The organism is Streptomyces sp. NPDC017676, assembly GCF_044329325.1.
Classification (GTDB): Bacteria; Actinomycetota; Actinomycetes; order Streptomycetales; family Streptomycetaceae; genus Streptomyces.
Genome location: NZ_JBIRJA010000007.1, coordinates 237,583 through 255,406, shown reverse-complemented (window position 1 = coordinate 255,406; position 17,824 = coordinate 237,583). Strand labels below are relative to the sequence as shown.

Annotated in this window: 12 protein-coding genes; 5 read left to right on the top strand and 7 right to left on the bottom strand. The window is 71.2% G+C overall.

Features of this window, described 5'->3' with window-relative positions; all coding sequences use genetic code 11:
• Window positions 1-290: 290 nt before the first annotated feature.
• From ACH4LD_RS17420 to uvrC, 5 genes are all read right to left on the bottom strand, one after another.
• The gene (locus ACH4LD_RS17420; RefSeq protein ID WP_398056944.1) at window positions 291-3,245 is read right to left on the bottom strand and encodes a M14 family zinc carboxypeptidase; all 2,955 of its coding nucleotides are present in this window, start codon (window positions 3,243-3,245) and stop codon (window positions 291-293) included.
• A gap of 152 nt (window positions 3,246-3,397) precedes the next feature.
• The gene (whiA, locus tag ACH4LD_RS17415) at window positions 3,398-4,387 is read right to left on the bottom strand and encodes a DNA-binding protein WhiA (RefSeq protein WP_030583311.1); all 990 of its coding nucleotides are present in this window, start codon (window positions 4,385-4,387) and stop codon (window positions 3,398-3,400) included.
• Complete coding sequence (gene yvcK / locus ACH4LD_RS17410; protein WP_103812932.1) at window positions 4,378-5,445, bottom strand: uridine diphosphate-N-acetylglucosamine-binding protein YvcK; 1,068 nt, start codon at window positions 5,443-5,445, stop codon at window positions 4,378-4,380. The genes whiA and yvcK overlap by 10 nt, the downstream gene beginning before the upstream one ends.
• A complete protein-coding gene (rapZ, locus tag ACH4LD_RS17405; RefSeq protein WP_398056943.1) occupies window positions 5,442-6,539 on the bottom strand; it encodes an RNase adapter RapZ in 1,098 nt (365 codons plus the stop codon). The genes yvcK and rapZ overlap by 4 nt, the downstream gene beginning before the upstream one ends.
• Window positions 6,536-8,692 carry an excinuclease ABC subunit UvrC gene (uvrC, locus tag ACH4LD_RS17400; RefSeq protein ID WP_398056942.1) on the bottom strand — a complete coding sequence of 719 codons (2,157 nt, stop codon included), beginning with the start codon at window positions 8,690-8,692 and terminating at the stop codon, window positions 6,536-6,538. Before uvrC ends, rapZ begins: the two co-directional genes overlap by 4 nt.
• A 496-nt stretch (window positions 8,693-9,188) precedes the next feature.
• Between uvrC and ACH4LD_RS17395 the strand changes: the two genes are divergently transcribed.
• Window positions 9,189-10,136 (top strand): hypothetical protein, encoded by a 948-nt coding sequence (locus ACH4LD_RS17395; RefSeq protein ID WP_398056941.1) that lies wholly within the window; start codon window positions 9,189-9,191, stop codon window positions 10,134-10,136.
• Between the two features lie 90 nt (window positions 10,137-10,226).
• On the opposite strand, the gene ACH4LD_RS17390 is transcribed toward ACH4LD_RS17395, so the two are convergent.
• Window positions 10,227-10,655 (bottom strand): Rieske 2Fe-2S domain-containing protein, encoded by a 429-nt coding sequence (locus ACH4LD_RS17390; protein WP_398056940.1) that lies wholly within the window; start codon window positions 10,653-10,655, stop codon window positions 10,227-10,229.
• A 272-nt stretch (window positions 10,656-10,927) separates the two neighbouring features.
• Between ACH4LD_RS17390 and ACH4LD_RS17385 the strand changes: the two genes are divergently transcribed.
• Both ACH4LD_RS17385 and ACH4LD_RS17380 read left to right on the top strand, forming a co-directional pair.
• The gene (locus tag ACH4LD_RS17385; protein ID WP_398056939.1) at window positions 10,928-12,064 is read left to right on the top strand and encodes a LacI family DNA-binding transcriptional regulator; all 1,137 of its coding nucleotides are present in this window, start codon (window positions 10,928-10,930) and stop codon (window positions 12,062-12,064) included.
• Window positions 12,061-12,981 carry a carbohydrate kinase gene (locus ACH4LD_RS17380; protein ID WP_398056938.1) on the top strand — a complete coding sequence of 307 codons (921 nt, stop codon included), beginning with the start codon at window positions 12,061-12,063 and terminating at the stop codon, window positions 12,979-12,981. The genes ACH4LD_RS17385 and ACH4LD_RS17380 overlap by 4 nt, the downstream gene beginning before the upstream one ends.
• A gap of 161 nt (window positions 12,982-13,142) precedes the next feature.
• Here the strand turns inward: ACH4LD_RS17380 and uvrA are convergent, their stop codons facing one another.
• Entirely contained in the window at window positions 13,143-16,169 is a 3,027-nt protein-coding gene (gene uvrA / locus ACH4LD_RS17375) for an excinuclease ABC subunit UvrA (protein WP_398056937.1), read from the bottom strand.
• Between the two features lie 224 nt (window positions 16,170-16,393).
• Between uvrA and ACH4LD_RS17370 the strand changes: the two genes are divergently transcribed.
• Together ACH4LD_RS17370 and ACH4LD_RS17365 are read left to right on the top strand one after the other, a co-directional pair.
• Complete coding sequence (locus tag ACH4LD_RS17370; protein ID WP_398056936.1) at window positions 16,394-17,080, top strand: maleylpyruvate isomerase family mycothiol-dependent enzyme; 687 nt, start codon at window positions 16,394-16,396, stop codon at window positions 17,078-17,080.
• Window positions 17,081-17,143: 63 nt separating this feature from the next.
• Complete coding sequence (locus ACH4LD_RS17365) at window positions 17,144-17,800, top strand: MBL fold metallo-hydrolase (RefSeq protein ID WP_398056935.1); 657 nt, start codon at window positions 17,144-17,146, stop codon at window positions 17,798-17,800.
• Window positions 17,801-17,824 lie beyond the last annotated feature (24 nt).

The window sequence follows — 17,824 nt, the reverse complement described above, 5'->3', positions numbered from 1 at the left end:
CTCCTCGTTGGTACGCCGGCCATGCGGTGCCGGCGAGCTCTGTTTGGGATGTCCCCGACCACCACCGACCCTACCTCTCTGCGGGCCCCGGGGTGACATCGAGATGGCCCATACACGGGCAGGCGGTCCGTACCAGCCAGTAGGGGTACGGACCGCCTCGGATCGTCAGCGGATTCACCCGTATTTATGACGGAACGCGGTGCGCTTCTGACGCCGATTTCACTCGTTCGTGAGCGGGTCGGCTCACTTGATGCGCACCCCCTCCGCGCACCCTTGAGAGGGGGTCCCGCTCACCTGTCGAGCGAGTCGAATGCCTTGCGCAGCAGAGCCGTCCTGTCGGCCGCCGACGGCACCTGCTCCAGGCCGAAACCGAGCAGCACGGTGTCGTCCGTGGTGACCGCTCCGTACGTCTGGAACAGCGTCCCGGTGCGCGTCCAGTCCTTCAGCACCGCCGGGCTGCCGGCGGGTGGCCCGGCCGCCTTCCAGGCACCGAGGGACGACTCGAAGCCCTCGGTCTCCCTCGCCGCGCCGCCGACGACCAGCGAGGCGTCGTCGGCGAGGACACCGTGTCCGCCGCTGCCGGGGTCGGTGACGTAACTGATCGAGACCTCGACGGACTTCCCGGCGTACGCGCTCAAGTCGAAGCCCACCTGCCGCCAGCCGCCGGAGCTGCCGGTGAGGCTGTGCCACGCACCGGTGGTGCCGGTCGCGGTGCAGGTGTTGCCGGTGAGCGTCAGGTAGTGCTTCAGCCACGGGTGCTCACCGATCAGGAAACCGCCCCCGCACTCCTCCGGCACGGTCGCCTTCGTGGCCCCTCCGGACTCCGGCAGGGTCGTCCAGTCGTCCGCGCCGACGGTGTGCGCCTCGACCACCGCGTGGTCGTAGCCGGGCTCGGTGTCCCACAGCAGCCGGGTGCTCAGGGCCGGCCTGTCGGCGGCGGCGACCCCGGTGAGGTCCACGGTGCGGGTGAGGCGCTTGTAGGCGTCGTCGGTGTGCACGGCGGCGGCCATCGAGGCACCCGTGTACGGTCCGTACGGGTTGACGGTGCCGGCGAAGGTGCCCGCGCCCGCGCTCTTGAACTGCGGATAGGTGGCGACCGGCAGTTCGTCGGAGGTGACGCCGTAGGTGCCGGCCTTGTCGAGCGGGTTGCCGGGCGCGTCACCGAGGGCGCCGGTGAAGCCGGCGAGCGCGCCGGAGCCGGTGAAACCGGTGGCCCCCTTGGTCGACGTACGGCTGTACGCGCCCAGGTAGTACTGGCTGAAGTCGTCGGACAGGGTGCCGTCGCCGAGGTCGACGCTGCCGCCGGCCAGCTCGCCGGCCTCGATCAGTCTGCCGCCCTCGTTGAGGTAGGCGCGCAGCTGGAGCTGGGTGGCGTTGGCGGGGCCGTTGGCGCCGGAGTAGTGCACGACCGTCCCGAAGTGCTTCAGCACGCCGAGCGCGTCCGGGGCGCCCTGCGTGGCCACGTCCCACACGAGCGCCCGGTGCCCGGCGCCCTTCAGCGCGTCCACGTACGTCCGCGCCTGTGCGGCGGCCGTGCCCTCCTCGGCGACCACCAGGGTGTCGGCCGCCGGCCGCTTCGCGACCGTGTAGGTGAAGTGGGTGCTGGAGACCTTCTTCCCGCTGCCGGTCCTGCCGGTGAACCACACCTCGACCTCGTCGCCCGGTGCGCCGCCTGGCACCTTCGCTCGGTACTCGTCGAAGTAGAGGTCGTCCTCACCGCCGTACGTCTCTCCGCCCTTCCAGTGCCTCAGTGCCCGGTCGCGCGTACGGCCGCCGTTGACGCGGTACTTGAGTTCCTTGTCCCGGACCGCCTTGCGGACGACGACCGAGACCTCCTGGTGCGCGCCCCGGGAGTACGACGTCGAGAACGCGGCCGGGGTGAAGTCGGCGGCGCTCAGACCGACCGAGGAGACCGGCCTGTCGGGGTGCGCGGCGGTCTCGGCGACGGAGAGCGCGAACGGGACGTTCTTGGCGAACTCCTGCTGGATCAGTTTCTCGTCGTCGGGGAAGTTGAAGACGGACTGGCAGTCCTGGCTCTTCCAGGCGTCGTCCGGGTCGAGGTCCGACGCGGTCTGGCAGGTCGACATCTCCGGGGTGAACATCGCCATCCCGTTGACGTTCGACGCGTGGCCGTCCGCCTCGCCGTTGGTGGTGTACAGCTCCGAGGAGACCTGCGGGTGGTAGCCCGGGACGGCGGAGTTGCCGGGGGTGCCGGCGAGCGCCTTGTAGAGGACGTCGTCGGGGGTCGGGGTCGCCACCTGCCAGCCGACGCCGTAGAGGAGGAGCTCGGCGGCGGAGTGGTAGTTGATGCCGTACCGGAAGCCGACGCGCTTCTCGAAGGCGTCGAGGGCCTTGGTCTCGGGCTCGGAGCCGGGGCTCGCGCCGCGGTAGGTCTGGCTGGTGGGGTTGGGGGACGAACCCTCGTCGTCGTAACCCCACTTGTAGGGGAAGTTGCGGTTGAGGTCGACGCCGTCGCCCGTGCTGATGACACCGTCGCCGTTGACGTCCCGCAGGTTCTTGCGCCACAGGCGGGTGCCGGGGTCCTTGAAGGTGTAGTCGTAACCGTCCGGGTTGGCCGAGAGGACGAACCACAGCTCCGTCGAGTCGACGATCTTCTTGACGCGCCGGTCGGTCGCGTAGCGGTCCAGGTAGTAGTGCATCAGACGCCGGGTCATCTCCGGGGTGATCCACTCGCGTGCGTGCTGGTTGGACATGTAGAGCACGGCGGGCCGGGAGCCGTCCTTCGACTTCTTCGCGTTCCTGGTCAGTCTGAGCGCGAGGATGTCCTGCCCGTCGAGGGTCCTGCCGATGGACTCGACCTTGGTGAGGCCGGGGTGGGCCTGGGCGGTCCGGAGGATCTCCTCCTTGAGCCCGCCGCTTCCGCTGTACGGGCGGAACACGCCCTGGGCGGCGTCCTCGACCCTGGCCTCCGCCTTGGCCGACAGAGCGTGCTCGGTGAGGTCGACGCCCTGCTCGCGCAGTTGCGCGGCCTGCCTGCCGGTGAGGTAGACCTCGACCTCGGTCCTGCCGCCTCCGCTCTTGCGCTCCCCGAGTTCATGGCCGTCCTGGCCGGCCTTGAGCAGCAGGGGTACCTGCTGCCTGGTGACCTCGACGCGGTAGACCTTGACCTCTTCCGGCCCGGACGGCGCCGGACTTCCGTTCTGTGCCTGGGCGATGGGTGCGAGGCTCGCTCCGCCGGTCAGAAGCGCGCCGACAGCGAGGATCGATCTCGCTCTGTGTCTCATGAACCCCCCTAGCGGTGGTCCGCCACAGCGACGAACAGGTTGCCAGGCTCATGTCACTTCATGATCCAGTCAAGAGCACCACAAGGACACGCAAACGCCGGTGCCGACCACCCGAACGGCCGTCGGCACCGGCGAACTGACGCGTCGTCCGGTCAGCCGGCGAGGTTGTCCGCCAGCTCCTCGCTGAGGTTGGCCTCCGTGCCCGGGATGCCGAGGTCCGCGGCGCGCTTGTCGGCCATCGCCAGCAGCCGGCGGATACGACCCGCGACCGCGTCCTTCGTCAGCGGCGGATCGGCGAGCGCGCCCAGCTCCTCCAGGGAGGCCTGCTTGTGCTCCATGCGCAGCCGCCCCGCCGCGGCCAGGTGCTCGGGCACCTCGTCGCCCAGGATCTCCAGGGCGCGCTGCACCCTGGCCCCGGCGGCCACGGCGGCACGGGCCGAACGGCGCAGGTTGGCGTCGTCGAAGTTGGCGAGCCGGTTGGCCGTGGCCCGCACCTCGCGGCGCATCCGGCGCTCCTCCCAGGCCAGCACGGACTCATGGGCGCCCAGCCGGGTGAGCAGGGCACCGATCGCGTCACCGTCCCGGACGACCACCCGGTCCACCCCGCGCACCTCGCGGGCCTTCGCGGCGATCGACAGTCTGCGCGCGGCACCGACCAGCGCGAGCGCCGCCTCCGGGCCCGGGCAGGTCACCTCCAGGGACGAGGAACGGCCGGGCTCGGTCAGCGAACCGTGCGCCAGGAAGGCCCCGCGCCAGGCCGCCTCCGCGTCGCAGGTGGCCCCCGAGACCACCTGCGGGGGCAGACCGCGGATCGGGCGGCCTCTGCCGTCCACCAGACCCGTCTGCCGGGCCAGCTGGTCACCGCCCGCGACGACCCGTACGACATACCGCGAGCCGCGGCGCAGGCCGCCGGGCGCCATCACGATCAGCTCGGAGCTGTGACCGAAGATCTCCAGGATGTCCCGCTTGAGCCGGCGCGCCGCCATCGCGGTGTCCAGCTCCGCCTCGATCACGATGCGCCCGCTCACCAGGTGGAGGCCGCCGGCGAACCGCAGAATGGCGGAGACCTCCGCCTTCCTGCAGCAGGTCCGGGTGACGGGGAGCCGGGAGATCTCATCCTTCACCGCTGCCGTCATCGCCATGGGCCGATCCTTCCATGCATCCGAAAAATACGGTCGTACGCGGCGGCCAACAGCTCCGGATCGTGCCGGGGTGATCCGTCGGTCCGGGCCACCGGCGCCAGCTCGACCGCGGCTCCCAGCCGCTTGGCGGCCTCGGTGAGCGAGTCGCGGTCGGGCACGGCGGCCACGTCGGCCAGCACCACGTCCAGGGCGAGTTTAGGGGCGTGTCGCCCCAAAACCTCCAAATGACGCTGCGGGGAGAAGCCCTCGGTTTCTCCCGGCTGCGGCGCGAGGTTCAGCGAGAGCACCCGGCGCGCCTTGGTCTCGGTGAGGGCGTCCAGCAGCTCGGGGACGAGCAGGTGCGGGATCACCGAGGAGAACCAGGAACCGGGACCGAGCACCACCCAGTCCGCGTCCAGGACCGCCGCCACGGCCTCCGGGACGGCGGGCGGGTCGTTGGGCACGAGGTGCACCGACTGCACCTCGCCGGGCGTCAGGGCCACGGTCGCCTGCCCGCGCACCGTGTCGACGTCGTCCGGGCGCTCCGGGTCGTGCCCCTTGACCAGGGCCTGCAGCTCCAGCGGCACGGCCGACATGGGCAGCACACGCCCATGTGCGCCGAGCAGCTTGCCGACCAGGTCCAGGGCCTGCACATGGTCGCCGAGCTGCTCCCACAGGGCGACGATCAGCAGGTTGCCGACCGCGTGCTCGTGCAGCTCGCCCTGGGACTGGAAGCGGTGCTGGATGACCCGGGCCCAGGTCTGGCCCCAGTCGTCGTCCCCGCACAGCGCGGCCAGCGCCTTGCGCAGGTCGCCGGGCGGCAGCACGCCGAGCTCGTCCCGGAGCCGCCCGCTGGAGCCGCCGTCGTCGGCCACGGTGACGACGGCGGTGAGATCGCCGGTGATCCGGCGCAGCGCGGCGAGCGATGCGGACAGGCCCATGCCGCCGCCGAGCGCGACCACCTTGGGCTGGGCGCCACGCCGGCGGGGCCGCGCCCCGCGGGGCTCGGCCGAGCGGCCGGCGCGCGCGTCGGGCACCATCCGGCGCAGCCTGCTCAGCCGCGGTGTACGTTCCGTCATTCCCGTCCCATGTCCCGGTGCACGACCACCGTCTCCACGCCCTCGGCCGCGAGGCGCGCGGCGAGCTTCTCCGACATCGCGACCGAGCGGTGCTTGCCGCCGGTACAGCCGATGGCGATGGTCACGTACCGCTTGCCCTCGCGCCGGTAGCCGGCCGCGATGAGCCGCAGCAGTTCGGCGTACCGGTCGAGGAACTCCTTCGCGCCGGGCTGGTTGAAGACATAGGCGGCGACCTCCTCGTTGAGGCCGGTGTAGGGGCGCAGCTCCGGGACCCAGTGCGGGTTGGGCAGGAACCGCATGTCCGCGACCAGGTCGGCGTCGACCGGGAGGCCGTACTTGAAGCCGAAGGACATCACGGTGGCCCGCAGCTCGGGCTCCTCCTCGCCCGCGAACTGGGCGTCCATCTTGGCGCGCAGCTCGTGCACGTTGAGGCTGGAGGTGTCGATCACCAGGTCGGCGTCGCCGCGCAGCTCGCGCAGCAGCTCCCGCTCGGCGGCGATGCCGTCCACGATGCGTCCGTCGCCCTGGAGCGGGTGTGGGCGGCGCACCGACTCGAAGCGGCGGACCAGGGCCTCGTCGGAGGACTCCAGGAAGACGATCCGCCGGGTGACGCCCCGGGTGTCCAGGTCGGCGAGGGACTCGCGCAGGTTGTCGAAGAAGCGCCGGCCGCGCACGTCCACGACGACCGCGATCCGCGCCACGTTGCCCTGGGAGCGGGCGCCCAGCTCCACCATGGTGGGGATGAGGGCGGGCGGGAGGTTGTCGACGACGAACCAGCCGAGGTCCTCAAGACACTTCGCGGCCGTGGACCGGCCGGCCCCGGACATGCCGGAGATGATCACCAGCTCGGGGATGGCCGCCTCGGGGACCCCGGCTGTCTCGCTGCCCGTACTCACCTGTGCTCCGTTGTCCTGGCCGGTGTGCTGCCCGGCGTCCTGGCCGGCACCGGGCCGGCTGGTGTCCCGGCCGGTCCCGGACCGGGTGGTGTCCCGGCCGGTCCCGGGCCCGGTGGTGTCGGGCCGGACGACATCCTCGCCCGTGCCGCTGTGCGCCTGATCTCGCTGTGCTGTGGGCTGTGTGTCGTGCTCGGTCATGTCTCCTGCCCCCGTCGTTCGTCCGGGACGCCCGCGGTCACGGGCTCCCCCGAGGAACCCCCCGTCGTGTCGGGTTCCTCGTCCTCAATGATCTCTCCGGTCGCCGTGTTCACGGCGGGTGCGGCCGGGGCCGCCTGGGCGAGGGCCACGGCGATGGTCTCGGCCGTCTTCCGGCCTATCCCGGGCACTTCCTGGATCTGCTCGATTGTGGCGGACCGCAGCTTCTTCACCGAGCCGAAATGCTTGATGAGCGCCTGTTTGCGGGTCTCGCCGAGACCGGGCACGTCGTCCAGCGGGCCCGCGCGGAAGCGCTTGGCACGCTTGGTGCGCTGGTAGGTGATCGCGAACCGGTGGGCCTCGTCGCGGACGCGCTGGAGCAGATAGAGACCCTCGCTGGTGCGGGGCAGCACCACCGGGTCGTCCTCGCCGGGCACCCAGACCTCCTCCAGGCGCTTGGCGAGGCCGCAGACGGCGATGTCGTCGATGCCCAGCTCGTCCAGCGCGCGCCGGGCAGCCGCGACCTGCGGCTGACCGCCGTCGACCACGACGAGCTGGGGCGGGTAGGCGAACTTCTTGGGGCGGCCGTCGTCGTCCTTGAGGGAACCGGTGATCACGTCGGCGTCGGTCACCACGGAGCCGCCGTCGGGGAGGGAGCCGTCGACGCCGGAGCCTTCGGCGAAGGAGTGGTCGGTGCGGGAGTCTCCGGTCAGGGAGTCGTCGGTGCCGGAGCCGTCGGCCCACTCCCCCGTCCGCTCCTTCTCGGCGAGGTAGCGCTTGAAGCGGCGGGTGATCACCTCGTGCATCGAGCGGACGTCGTCCTGGCCGGCGAAGCCCTTGATCTGGAACCGCCGGTACTCGCTCTTGCGCTGCAGGCCGTCCTCGAAGACGACCATGGAGGCGACCACGTCGTCACCCTGGAGATGCGAGATGTCGTAGCACTCGATCCGCAGCGGGGCGCTGTCCAGGTCGAGGGCCTCGGCGATCTCCTCCAGCGCACGCGAGCGCGTGGTCAGGTCGGAGGCGCGCTTGGTCTTGTGCAGCGCGAGGGCCTGTTGGGCGTTGCGCTGCACGGTCTCCATGAGCGCCTTCTTGTCGCCGCGCTGCGGGATGCGCAGCGACACGTTCGACCCGCGGCGGCCGGTCAGCCACTCCTGCACCGGCTCGACCGGCTCGGGCAGGGCCGGGACCAGCACCTCCTTGGGGACGGCGTCCCCGCTCTCCTCGCCGTACAGCTGCTGCAGGGCGTGCTCGACCAGGGCGCCGGTGGTGACCTCCTCGACCTTGTCGGTCACCCAGCCACGCTGCCCGCGGACCCGGCCGCCACGCACATGGAAGATCTGCACGGCCGCCTCCAGCTCGTCCTCGGCGACGGCGATGAGGTCGGCGTCGGTCGCGTCGGCGAGCACGACCGCGTTCTTCTCCATGGCCTTCTTCAGGGCCCCGATGTCGTCCCGCAGGCGAGCCGCCCGCTCGTACTCCATCTCCTCGGCCGCCTCCATCATCTGCTTCTCCAGACGGCGGAGGTAGGTGCCGGTGCGGCCGGCCATGAAGTCGCAGAACTCCTCGGCCAGCTCCTGGTGGTCCTCGGGGGTGACCCGGCCGACACAGGGGGCGGAACACTTGCCGATGTAGCCGAGCAGGCAGGGCCGGCCGGTGCGGGCGGCGTTCTTGAAGACGCCGGCCGAACAGGTGCGCACCGGGAAGACCCGCAGCAGCAGATCGACGGTGTCCCGGATGGCCCACGCGTGCGCGTACGGCCCGAAGTAGCGGACGCCCTTCTTCTTGTGACCGCGCATCACCTGCACCCGCGGGAACTGCTCGTTCATCGTGACCGCGAGGTACGGGTAGCTCTTGTCGTCCCGGTACTTGACGTTGAACCGGGGGTCGTACTCCTTGATCCAGGAGTACTCCAGCTGCAGCGCCTCGACCTCCGTGGACACCACCGTCCACTCCACGGACGCTGCTGTGGTCACCATCGTCCGGGTGCGCGGGTGCAGGTTCGCCAGGTCCTGGAAGTAGTTCGCCAGGCGCTGGCGCAGGCTCTTCGCCTTTCCGACGTAGATCACCCGGCGGTGCTCGTCACGGAACCTGTACACCCCCGGAGAGTCCGGGATGTCTCCCGGCCTGGGGCGGTAGCTGGAGGGGTCGGCCATGTCTCACACCCTACTGGCGAGCACCGACACCGCGTCGGGCCTGTGGGTCCCGGTCCGAGCTCTATCCGCCGGGGGGACGGGACTGCGGCGCGGACGCCCACCCCCTGGCGCCCTCCACGCTCCGCCCCCTGACGCCCTCCACGCCCCCTCGGCCCGTCCGCCAGTCGCCTTCCCGCTGTGGCGGTGACGCCCCGCCTGAGGGCGTGGTCCCCGACCAGGCCCTGGGTGAGGAGGCGGGCGGCAACCTCCGCCGACCCCGCCCACCGGCCGTGGAACGGCACGGTCCGGCCAGTCGTCGGGAACGGCCGGGCCCTAGGTGTTGTCGGGTTCTGGTCAACACGCTTCAATGCGGGGGAACTCGGGGCCGTACACGCATGCGTACGGCAGGCGCGGCGTGCCCAGCCAGGGACGCCCGCGGTGCCCACGGGGGTGGCCCCGCTCACCCGCACAGGCGGTCTGACCAGCCGTAGCGACACCTCACAGAAAGGCCCCTGGCATGCGCCATGCCACAGAGCACGCGGACGTCCCCACCGCGGAACTGGACACGGCCCTGCGCGGCGGCCCCTTTCATGTGGCGCTGCGCGCCGCGATCGCCGCACGCGGACTGCCGCTCCAACGCGTCCAGCACCATCTGTCACGCCACGGGGTCAAGGTCGGCGTCACCAGCCTGAGTTACTGGCAGCAAGGTGCTCGCCGCCCGCAGCGCCCGGAGTCGCTGCGCGCCGTACGCGCGCTGGAGGAGATCCTCCAGCTACCGGACGAGTCGCTGATCCGGCTGCTCGCCGAGTCCGACGAGCGGGCGACGGCCGACCGTCCGGCGGGCCGCTCCTACCGCTCCCTGATCGAGGCCTCGGGCGTCGTGGACCGGCTCACCGCCGACCTCGGCTGGTCCCTGGACGGCGGGCTGCACACCGTGGGGCACCACGAATGCGTCAAGATCGGCGCCCGGCGCGAGCTGGTGAGCCGTGAGGCCCACCACATCGTGCGGGCCCACCGCGACGGCGTGGACCGCTTCGTCGCCCTCCACCACGGCGACCCCGGCTGCGACCCGCGCCGTGTCACCGTGCACGCCCTGGAGAACTGCCGCACCGGTCGTCTCTGCTGGGACCAGGACACCGGCGTCCTCGTAGCCGAGCTGCTCTTCGGCACCCGGCTGCGCACCGGCGACACCTTCCTCTTCCGGTACGGCATCGAGGACGGCACGGCCGGGACGTCCCACGAGCATCTCCAGCGGTTCGGCTTCCCCGGTGGCCAGTACGCGCTCCAGGTGCGCTTCGACACGGCCGCGCTGCCGGTGCGCTGCCACCGTTTCACCCAGCACTCGGCCGCGGCCCCGCGCAGCGGTCGGCAGGAGCTGCCCGTGACCAGTCCGCATCACTGTGCCCACCTGGTCGAGTCCCGGATCCGACCGGGCATCCTGGGGATCGCCTGGGACTGGGAGTGAGCCTCAGCCCCACGTCCCCACGCTGAGGCGGAGACCCGCGCCGGGGCACCGGCTTCCGCCCGGCGCCCCTGTCGGACCGCGGCTCTCCGGTCAGTCCGAGGGACCGGCGACGATCCTGCCCTTCGCGGCCTTCACCGGCAGCTCGGTCAGGGGCTCGGTGGCCGGCGCCTGGACCACCTTGCCCGTCACGGCATCGAACTCGCTGCCGTGGCAGGGGCAGACCAGGGTGGTCCCCCGCAGCTTGTTGATGGGGCACCCGGCGTGCGTGCAGATCGTGCTGTACGCCTTCAGGGTGCCGTCCTCTGCACGGCTGACCACCATGTTGTGATCCCGGTAGAGCTTGGCCCCGCCCTTCGCGACCTCGCTCTCGGCGCCGAGGTCGACCGGTGCGGTGGGGGCGGCCGCGGCGGAACCGCTGCCGTCCGGGGCCGAGCACGCGGCCAGGCCGAGCCCGGCGACCGGGGCCGCGGCGGCCCCTCGAAGTACGGTACGGCGGGTCGCGGAGGAGCGGGCGGGCATCTGGAACTCCACTGGTCAAGGGGTGTGCAGGGCGACGATACCCGGGCAGAGGGGGCGGTCAGGAGCGGGGGCCGGTCTGGGCTGGGGCGGGGCCGGATGTCCGCCCGCGGGACATGGAGGCGAGTCGAGGGGCGTCGAGCGAGGAGACGGCCAGCGACGTAAACGCTTACGCAAGCGTTTACGCGAGGCGGTGGCATGGGATAGCGTCCGGCGGGAGCCGAGGAGACCGGGGCCGGCGCCGACCGAACGGCAGCCCCAGGGAAGGGAGCGCGATGGCCACCATGGCGGATGTCGCCCGCAGCGCCGGGGTATCCGTGGCGACCGTTTCCCACGTGCTCAACGGCACGCGTCCGGTGCTCCCCCACACCCGCCAGGCCGTGCTCGACGCCGTGGACGCCCTCGGCTACACCCCGAACACCCTGGCCCGCTCCCTGGTGACCTCACGCACCCGGTCCATCGGCCTCGCGGTGTCGGCCATCAGCAACCCTTACTTCACGGAGATCCTGCAAGGCGTCGAGGCCGCTGCCCTGGAGGCGGGCTACAGCCTGCTCATCGCGGATCCGCACGACGACCCCGGGCACGAGCGCAAAGTCGTGCAGCTCCTCCATGAGCGCCGGGTGGACGGCATGATCGTCACACCGTCCGCCGAGCCGAGCGACCTCGTCGGTTACCTGCGCCGCCACGCCGTACCGACGGTGTTCCTGGACCGGCTCGTCGATGCCCGCGCGACGGGGGACATCGCGCCGGATGACGGTGCGGACGGTGCCGCCACCGCGCCGAGCGCCCCGTGGTTCGACCAGGTCTGTGCAGAGAGCGCCGCGCCGACGGCCCTGCTCGTGACCCATCTCGCGGGGCTGGGGCACCGCCGGATCGCCCTGGTCGCGGGCCTGCCCGGGCTCAGCACCACCAGTGAGCGCGTCTGCGGCTACCGGGAGGGCCTCACCGCGGCCGGTCTGGCGTACGACGAGCGCCTCCTCGTGTCCGGCAACTCCGAGTCCGACGGGGCCGAGCGGGCCACGGCCGACCTGCTCGCCCTGCCCGATCCGCCCACCGCACTCGTCACCGCCAACAACGCGATGACCATCGGCGCACTGCGCGCGCTGCGCCGGCACGGCCGGTCCGTGCCGGACGACCTCGCCCTGTGCTGCTTCGACGACTTCGCCTGGGCCGACCTGTTCTCGCCCCGGCTGACCGCCATCGCCCAGCCCAGCCGGGAACTGGGCGCCCGAGCCGTCCGGGTGCTCCTGGACCGTCTGGCCGAGCCGGCCCGGCCCACCCGGACGGTCCGGCTGCCGTGCGCGTTCGTCCACCGCACGTCCTGCGGCTGCCCGAAGGAGTCGGGGAGCGACACCGGAGCGGCCGGGGGCACCGCATCATCCACACTCGCCGAGAAGGGAACCGCCTCGTGATCGTCGTCGCCGGTGAGGCACTGATCGACCTGGTACCGCAGGGCCCCGGTGCCCTCGCGGACCTGAAGCCGGCGCTCGGCGGCGGCCCGTACAACACCGCCGTGGCGCTGGGCAGACTCGGCTCCCGCACCGCCTTCTGCTCCCGGACGTCGGACGACGCCTTCGGCGAGGCCCTGCTCGACGGGCTGCGGCGGGCCGGCGTCGATGTGTCCGGTGTCCAGCGGGGGCCGGAACCGACGACCCTTGCCGTGGCCACGCTCGACGCCGGCGGTTCGGCCGCCTACTCCTTCTACGTCGACGGCACGGCCGACCGTCTGTTCACCACTCCCACCGCGCTCCCCGCCGGTACACGCGCGGTGTCCTTCGGCACCTGCTCGCTCGTCCTGGAACCGGGGGCGAGCGCCTACGAGGAGCTGATGCGGACCGCAGCCGGGCAGGGGCTGTTCACCGCTCTCGATCCCAACATCCGGGCGGGACTCATCCCGGACGCGGACGCCTACCGGGCGCGTTTCAGGAGCTGGCTGCCCTCGGTGACGCTGCTGAAGCTGTCCGCGGAGGACGCGGCGTGGCTCGGCGGCACCCCGGGCGAGTGGCTGGCCGCGGGACCGGCGGCCGTGGTGGTCACGCGGGGCGGCGACGGTCTGACCGTGTTCACCCGGGACGGTGGGGAGCGTTCCGTGCCGGGTGAGAAGGTCGATGTCGTGGACACCATCGGCGCCGGTGACACGGTGAACGCGGCCTTGCTGCACGGGCTGGCCGCCCGGGACGCGCTGTCCGCGGAAGCGCTCGCCGCCCTCGGGACGGAGGGCTGGACACGACTGCTGCGCTTCGCGGCACGGGCGGCGGCGATCACCTGCTCGCGGGCGGGGGCCGAGCCGCCGTACGCGGCGGAGCTGGGCGGTTCGGCCGCGCTGTGAGCGGTCTGCTTTCCCTGTGCTGTTGGCAAGGTACGGCCGGGCCTGCGGTGTGGCGGGGGACCTGTCTGACCGCTGGACCGGGCTGGCTGATGGTGGAACGAACGGCGCCCCGCGGGAAGTTCCCGCGGGGCGTCGAATTCTTGATGGTGTGTCAGAACGACTCAGGCCTTACGGGCCCGCGTCGTCTTCTTCGCGGGCGTCGCCTTCTTCGTGGCCGTGGCCGCCTTCTTGGTCGCAGTGTTGTTGGCCTTGGCCGTCACCGTCTTCCTCGTCGACGACTTGGCCGCTGCGGTCTTCCGAGCCGTTCCGCTCCGCTGCGCCTTCACCGGCTCGGCGTCACTGATGCGGTCGGCGCCGAGGATCTCGCGCAGGAACTTGCCCGTGTGGCTCGCCGGAACCCCGGCGACCTCCTCCGGTGTGCCCTCGGCGACCACCAGGCCACCGCCGGCGCCACCTTCCGGACCCATGTCCACGACCCAGTCGGCGGTCTTGATCACGTCGAGGTTGTGCTCGATGACGATGACCGTGTTGCCCTTGTCGACCAGTCCACCGAGCACCGTCAGCAGCTTGCTGATGTCCTCGAAGTGCAGACCCGTGGTCGGCTCGTCCAGGACGTAGACCGTACGTCCGGTGGACCGCTTCTGCAGTTCGCTGGCGAGCTTGACGCGCTGCGCCTCACCACCGGAGAGGGTGGTGGCGGACTGGCCGAGGCGGACGTAACCGAGCCCGACGTCGTTCAGCGTCCTGAGGTGACGGGAGATCGCCGGCACCGCCTCGAAGAAGTGCATGGCCTCCTCGATCGGCATGTTCAGCACCTCGGCGATGGACTTGCCCTTGTAGTGCACCTCCAGGGTCTCCCGGTTGTACCGGGCTCCGTGGCACACCTCGCACGGGACGTAGACGTCCGGGAGGAAGTTCATCTCGATCTTGATGGTGCCGTCGCCCGCGCAGTTCTCGCAGCGACCGCCCTTGACGTTGAAGGAGAAGCGGCCGGGCTGGTAGCCACGGACCTTGGCCTCGGTGGTCTCGGCGAACAGCTTGCGGATGTGGTCGAAGACACCGGTGTACGTCGCCGGGTTGGACCGCGGGGTGCGGCCGATCGGTGACTGGTCGACGTGCACGACCTTGTCGACCAGGTCGTCGCCGTCCACGCGCGTGTGCCGTCCGGGGACGGTCCGGGCGCCGTTCAGCTCGCGCGCCAGGTGCGTGTAGAGGATGTCGTTGACCAGGGTCGACTTGCCGGACCCGGAGACGCCGGTGACGGCCGTGAAGACACCCAGCGGGAAGGACACGTCGATGTCCTGCAGGTTGTTCTCACGGGCGCCGTGCACGGTGAGCTGCCGGGACGGGTCGCGGGGGCGCCGTACGTCCGGGAGCGGGATCCCCTTGCGGCCCGAGAGGTACGCGCCGGTCTGCGACTCGGTGTTGGCGAGCAGTTCCTTCAGGGAGCCGCTGTGCACGACCTTGCCGCCGTGCTCACCGGCGCCGGGGCCGATGTCCACGATCCAGTCGGCGACCTTGATGGTGTCCTCGTCGTGCTCCACCACGATGAGCGTGTTGCCCATGTCGCGCAGGCGGACCAGGGTCTCGATCAGACGGTGGTTGTCCCGCTGGTGCAGGCCGATGGACGGCTCGTCCAGGACGTACAGCACACCGACGAGGCCGGAGCCGATCTGGGTGGCGAGGCGGATGCGCTGGGCCTCGCCGCCGGAGAGGGTGCCGGCCGCGCGGTTGAGCGAGAGGTAGTCCAGGCCGACGTCGACCAGGAAGCGAAGCCGCTCGTTGACCTCCTTCAGGACCCGCTCGGCGATCTTCTTGTCGCGGGCGTTCAGCTTCAGCTCGCCCAGGAAGTCCGCGCAGTCGCTGATCGACATCGCGGAGACTTCGGCGATCGACTTCCCCATGATCGTGACCGCGAGGACGATCGGCTTCAGACGCGTGCCCTGGCAGGAGGGGCAGGGCACCTCGCGCATGTAGCCCTCGAAGCGCTCGCGGCTGGCGTCGCTCTCGGCCTCGCTGTGGCGGCGCTTGACGAAGGGCACCGCGCCCTCGAAGGGGGTGGTGTAGACCCGCTCACGGCCGTACCGGTTGCGGTAGCGCACCTCGATCTGGGTCTTGTGGCCGTAGAGCAGGGCCTTCCTGGCCCGCTGGGGCAGACCTGCGAAGGGGATGTCCGTGCGGAAGCCGAGGGCGTCGGCGAGAGCGCCGATCAGGCGGCTGAAGTAGTCCTTGGTGTGGCCGTGCGACCACGGGTGGATGGCGCCCTCGTCCAGGGACTTGTCCTCGTCCGGGACGATCAGCTCCGGGTCGACCTCCATGCGCGTGCCGATGCCGGTGCACTCCGGGCAGGCTCCGAAGGGCGAGTTGAAGGAGAAGGAGCGGGGCTCCAGCTCCTCGAAGGACAGGTCGTCGTACGGGCAGTACAGGTGCTCCGAGTACATGCGCTCGCGCTCGGGGTCGTCCTCGGGGAGGTCCACGAAGTCGAGCACGACCATGCCGCCGGACAGGCCGAGGGCGGTCTCCACGGAGTCGGTGAGGCGGCGCTTGGCTGAGTCCTTCACCGTGAGGCGGTCCACGACCACCTCGATGGTGTGCTTCTCCTGCTTCTTCAGGACCGGCGGCTCGGTCAGCTGGACGGTCTGGCCGTCCACGCGCGCGCGGGAGTAACCCTTGGTCTGGAGGTCGGCGAAGAGGTCGACGAACTCGCCCTTGCGCTCGCGCACCAGCGGGGACAGCACCTGGAAGCGGCTCCCCTCGGGCAGCTCCAGGACCTTGTCGACGATGGCCTGCGGCGACTGGCGCGAGATCGGGCGGCCGCACTCGGGGCAGTGCGGCTTGCCGATGCGCGCGAAGAGCAGTCGCAGGTAGTCGTAGACCTCGGTGATCGTGCCGACCGTCGAGCGCGGGTTGCGCGAGGTCGACTTCTGGTCGATGGAGACCGCCGGGGAGAGGCCCTCGATGAAGTCGACGTCGGGCTTGTCCATCTGGCCGAGGAACTGCCGTGCGTACGAGGAGAGCGACTCCACGTAACGGCGCTGGCCCTCCGCGAAGATCGTGTCGAAGGCCAGGGAGGACTTGCCCGACCCGGACAGGCCCGTGAAGACGATGAGCGAGTCGCGAGGCAGGTCGAGCGAGACATTCTTCAGGTTGTGCTCGCGCGCGCCACGGACGATGAGACGGTCGGCCACGCCGGTCCGCACCTTTCTTGAGAGAAGTGACAGGGGCGGGGCCCCCGTGCTTCTTCAGACTAGGGGGAGCCACTGACAACGCCGGTCGGATTGCCCGGTTACATAACAACCCCCGACCATCCAGCATGCCCGACGCCGCTCTCGACCATATAGCACGTGCATTCGATTTGCGGGCGGGGTTCATCACCTTCACCCGAAGGTGTGGCCGGACTAGGGTCGGCGTCATGATGGATCACGCTCATGACCTGGCCTATGTACGGGAAGCGACGGATCGGCTCCTCACCGCGGTCACCGCAATGGACAACGCATCGCTCGCGAAGCCGTCACGGCTTCCGGGCTGGAGCCGCGGACACGTCCTGGCCCATCTCGCCCGCAACGCGGACGCGCTCGTGAACGTCCTCCAGGGCCGTCCCATGTACGCGAGCGCCGAGGCGCGGGACGCCGACATCGAGCGGGACGCCCCGCGCCCCATGGAGGTCCAGGTCGCCGACTTCCGGAAGAGCGCGGCCCGCTTCCAGGCGGCCGGGGAGGCGCCCGCGGACTGGACGCGCACGGTGGAGCTGCGCAACGGAGTCACCGACTCCGCGTCCCGGGTGCCGTTCCGCCGGTGGGCGGAGGTGGAACTGCACCACGTCGACCTCGGGATCGGGTACGAGCTGGAGGATCTTCCGGCGGAGTTCCTGGAACGGGAGACCGGCTTCCTCGCCGAGCGCTTCTCCGGGCTCCCGGACGTCCCGGCGACCCGCATCACGGACGGCACGCGCGCGTGGACGACCGGGCGCGCGGCGGACGAGCCCGGGATCACGGTCACCGGCCGGCCGGCGGACCTGGTGGGCTGGCTCGCCGGGCGCCGCGAAGAGGCGGCCCTGGAGGTGCGGGGCGGGACGCTGCCGAAACTGCCTGCGCTGTAGGCCGGACCGCGCGCGGCCCGACCCGGCCGTCCACCAGCACTCCCCCGCTATAGGCTGACCTTCATGACGTACTCCGGAGAGGTCAGGGTCGGCGGACCGGCGGATGTGCACGAGCTGAAAGACCTGATGATCACCAAGATCGCGGTCGGCCCGATGGACAACAACGCCTATCTGCTGCGCTGCCGTGCCACCGACGAGCAGCTCCTGATCGACGCCGCCAACGAGGCGGAGACGCTCCTCGGCATGATCGGTGACGACGGCATCGCGTCCGTCGTCACCACGCACCAGCACGGCGACCACTGGCAGGCGCTCGCCGAGGTCGTCGCGGCCACGCGCGCGCGTACGTACGCCGGCCGCGACGACGCCCCCGGCATCCCGGTGCCCACCGACGTCCTCGTCGACGACGGCGACGTCATCAGGGTGGGCCGCGTGGAGCTCACCGCGCGCCACCTGGTCGGGCACACGCCCGGATCGATCGCGCTGGTCTACGACGACCCGCACGGCCATCCGCACGTCTTCACCGGCGACTGCCTCTTCCCCGGCGGTGTCGGCAACACGCGCAAGGACCCGAAGGCGTTCGCCAGCCTGATCCACGACGTGGAGACGAAGCTCTTCGACGTGCTGCCGGACGAGACGTGGGTCTACCCGGGGCACGGCAACGACACCACGCTGGGCGCGGAACGGCCGCATCTGCCGGAGTGGCACGCGCGCGGGTGGTGAGCGGGGCGCCGACCGGCCCATGTC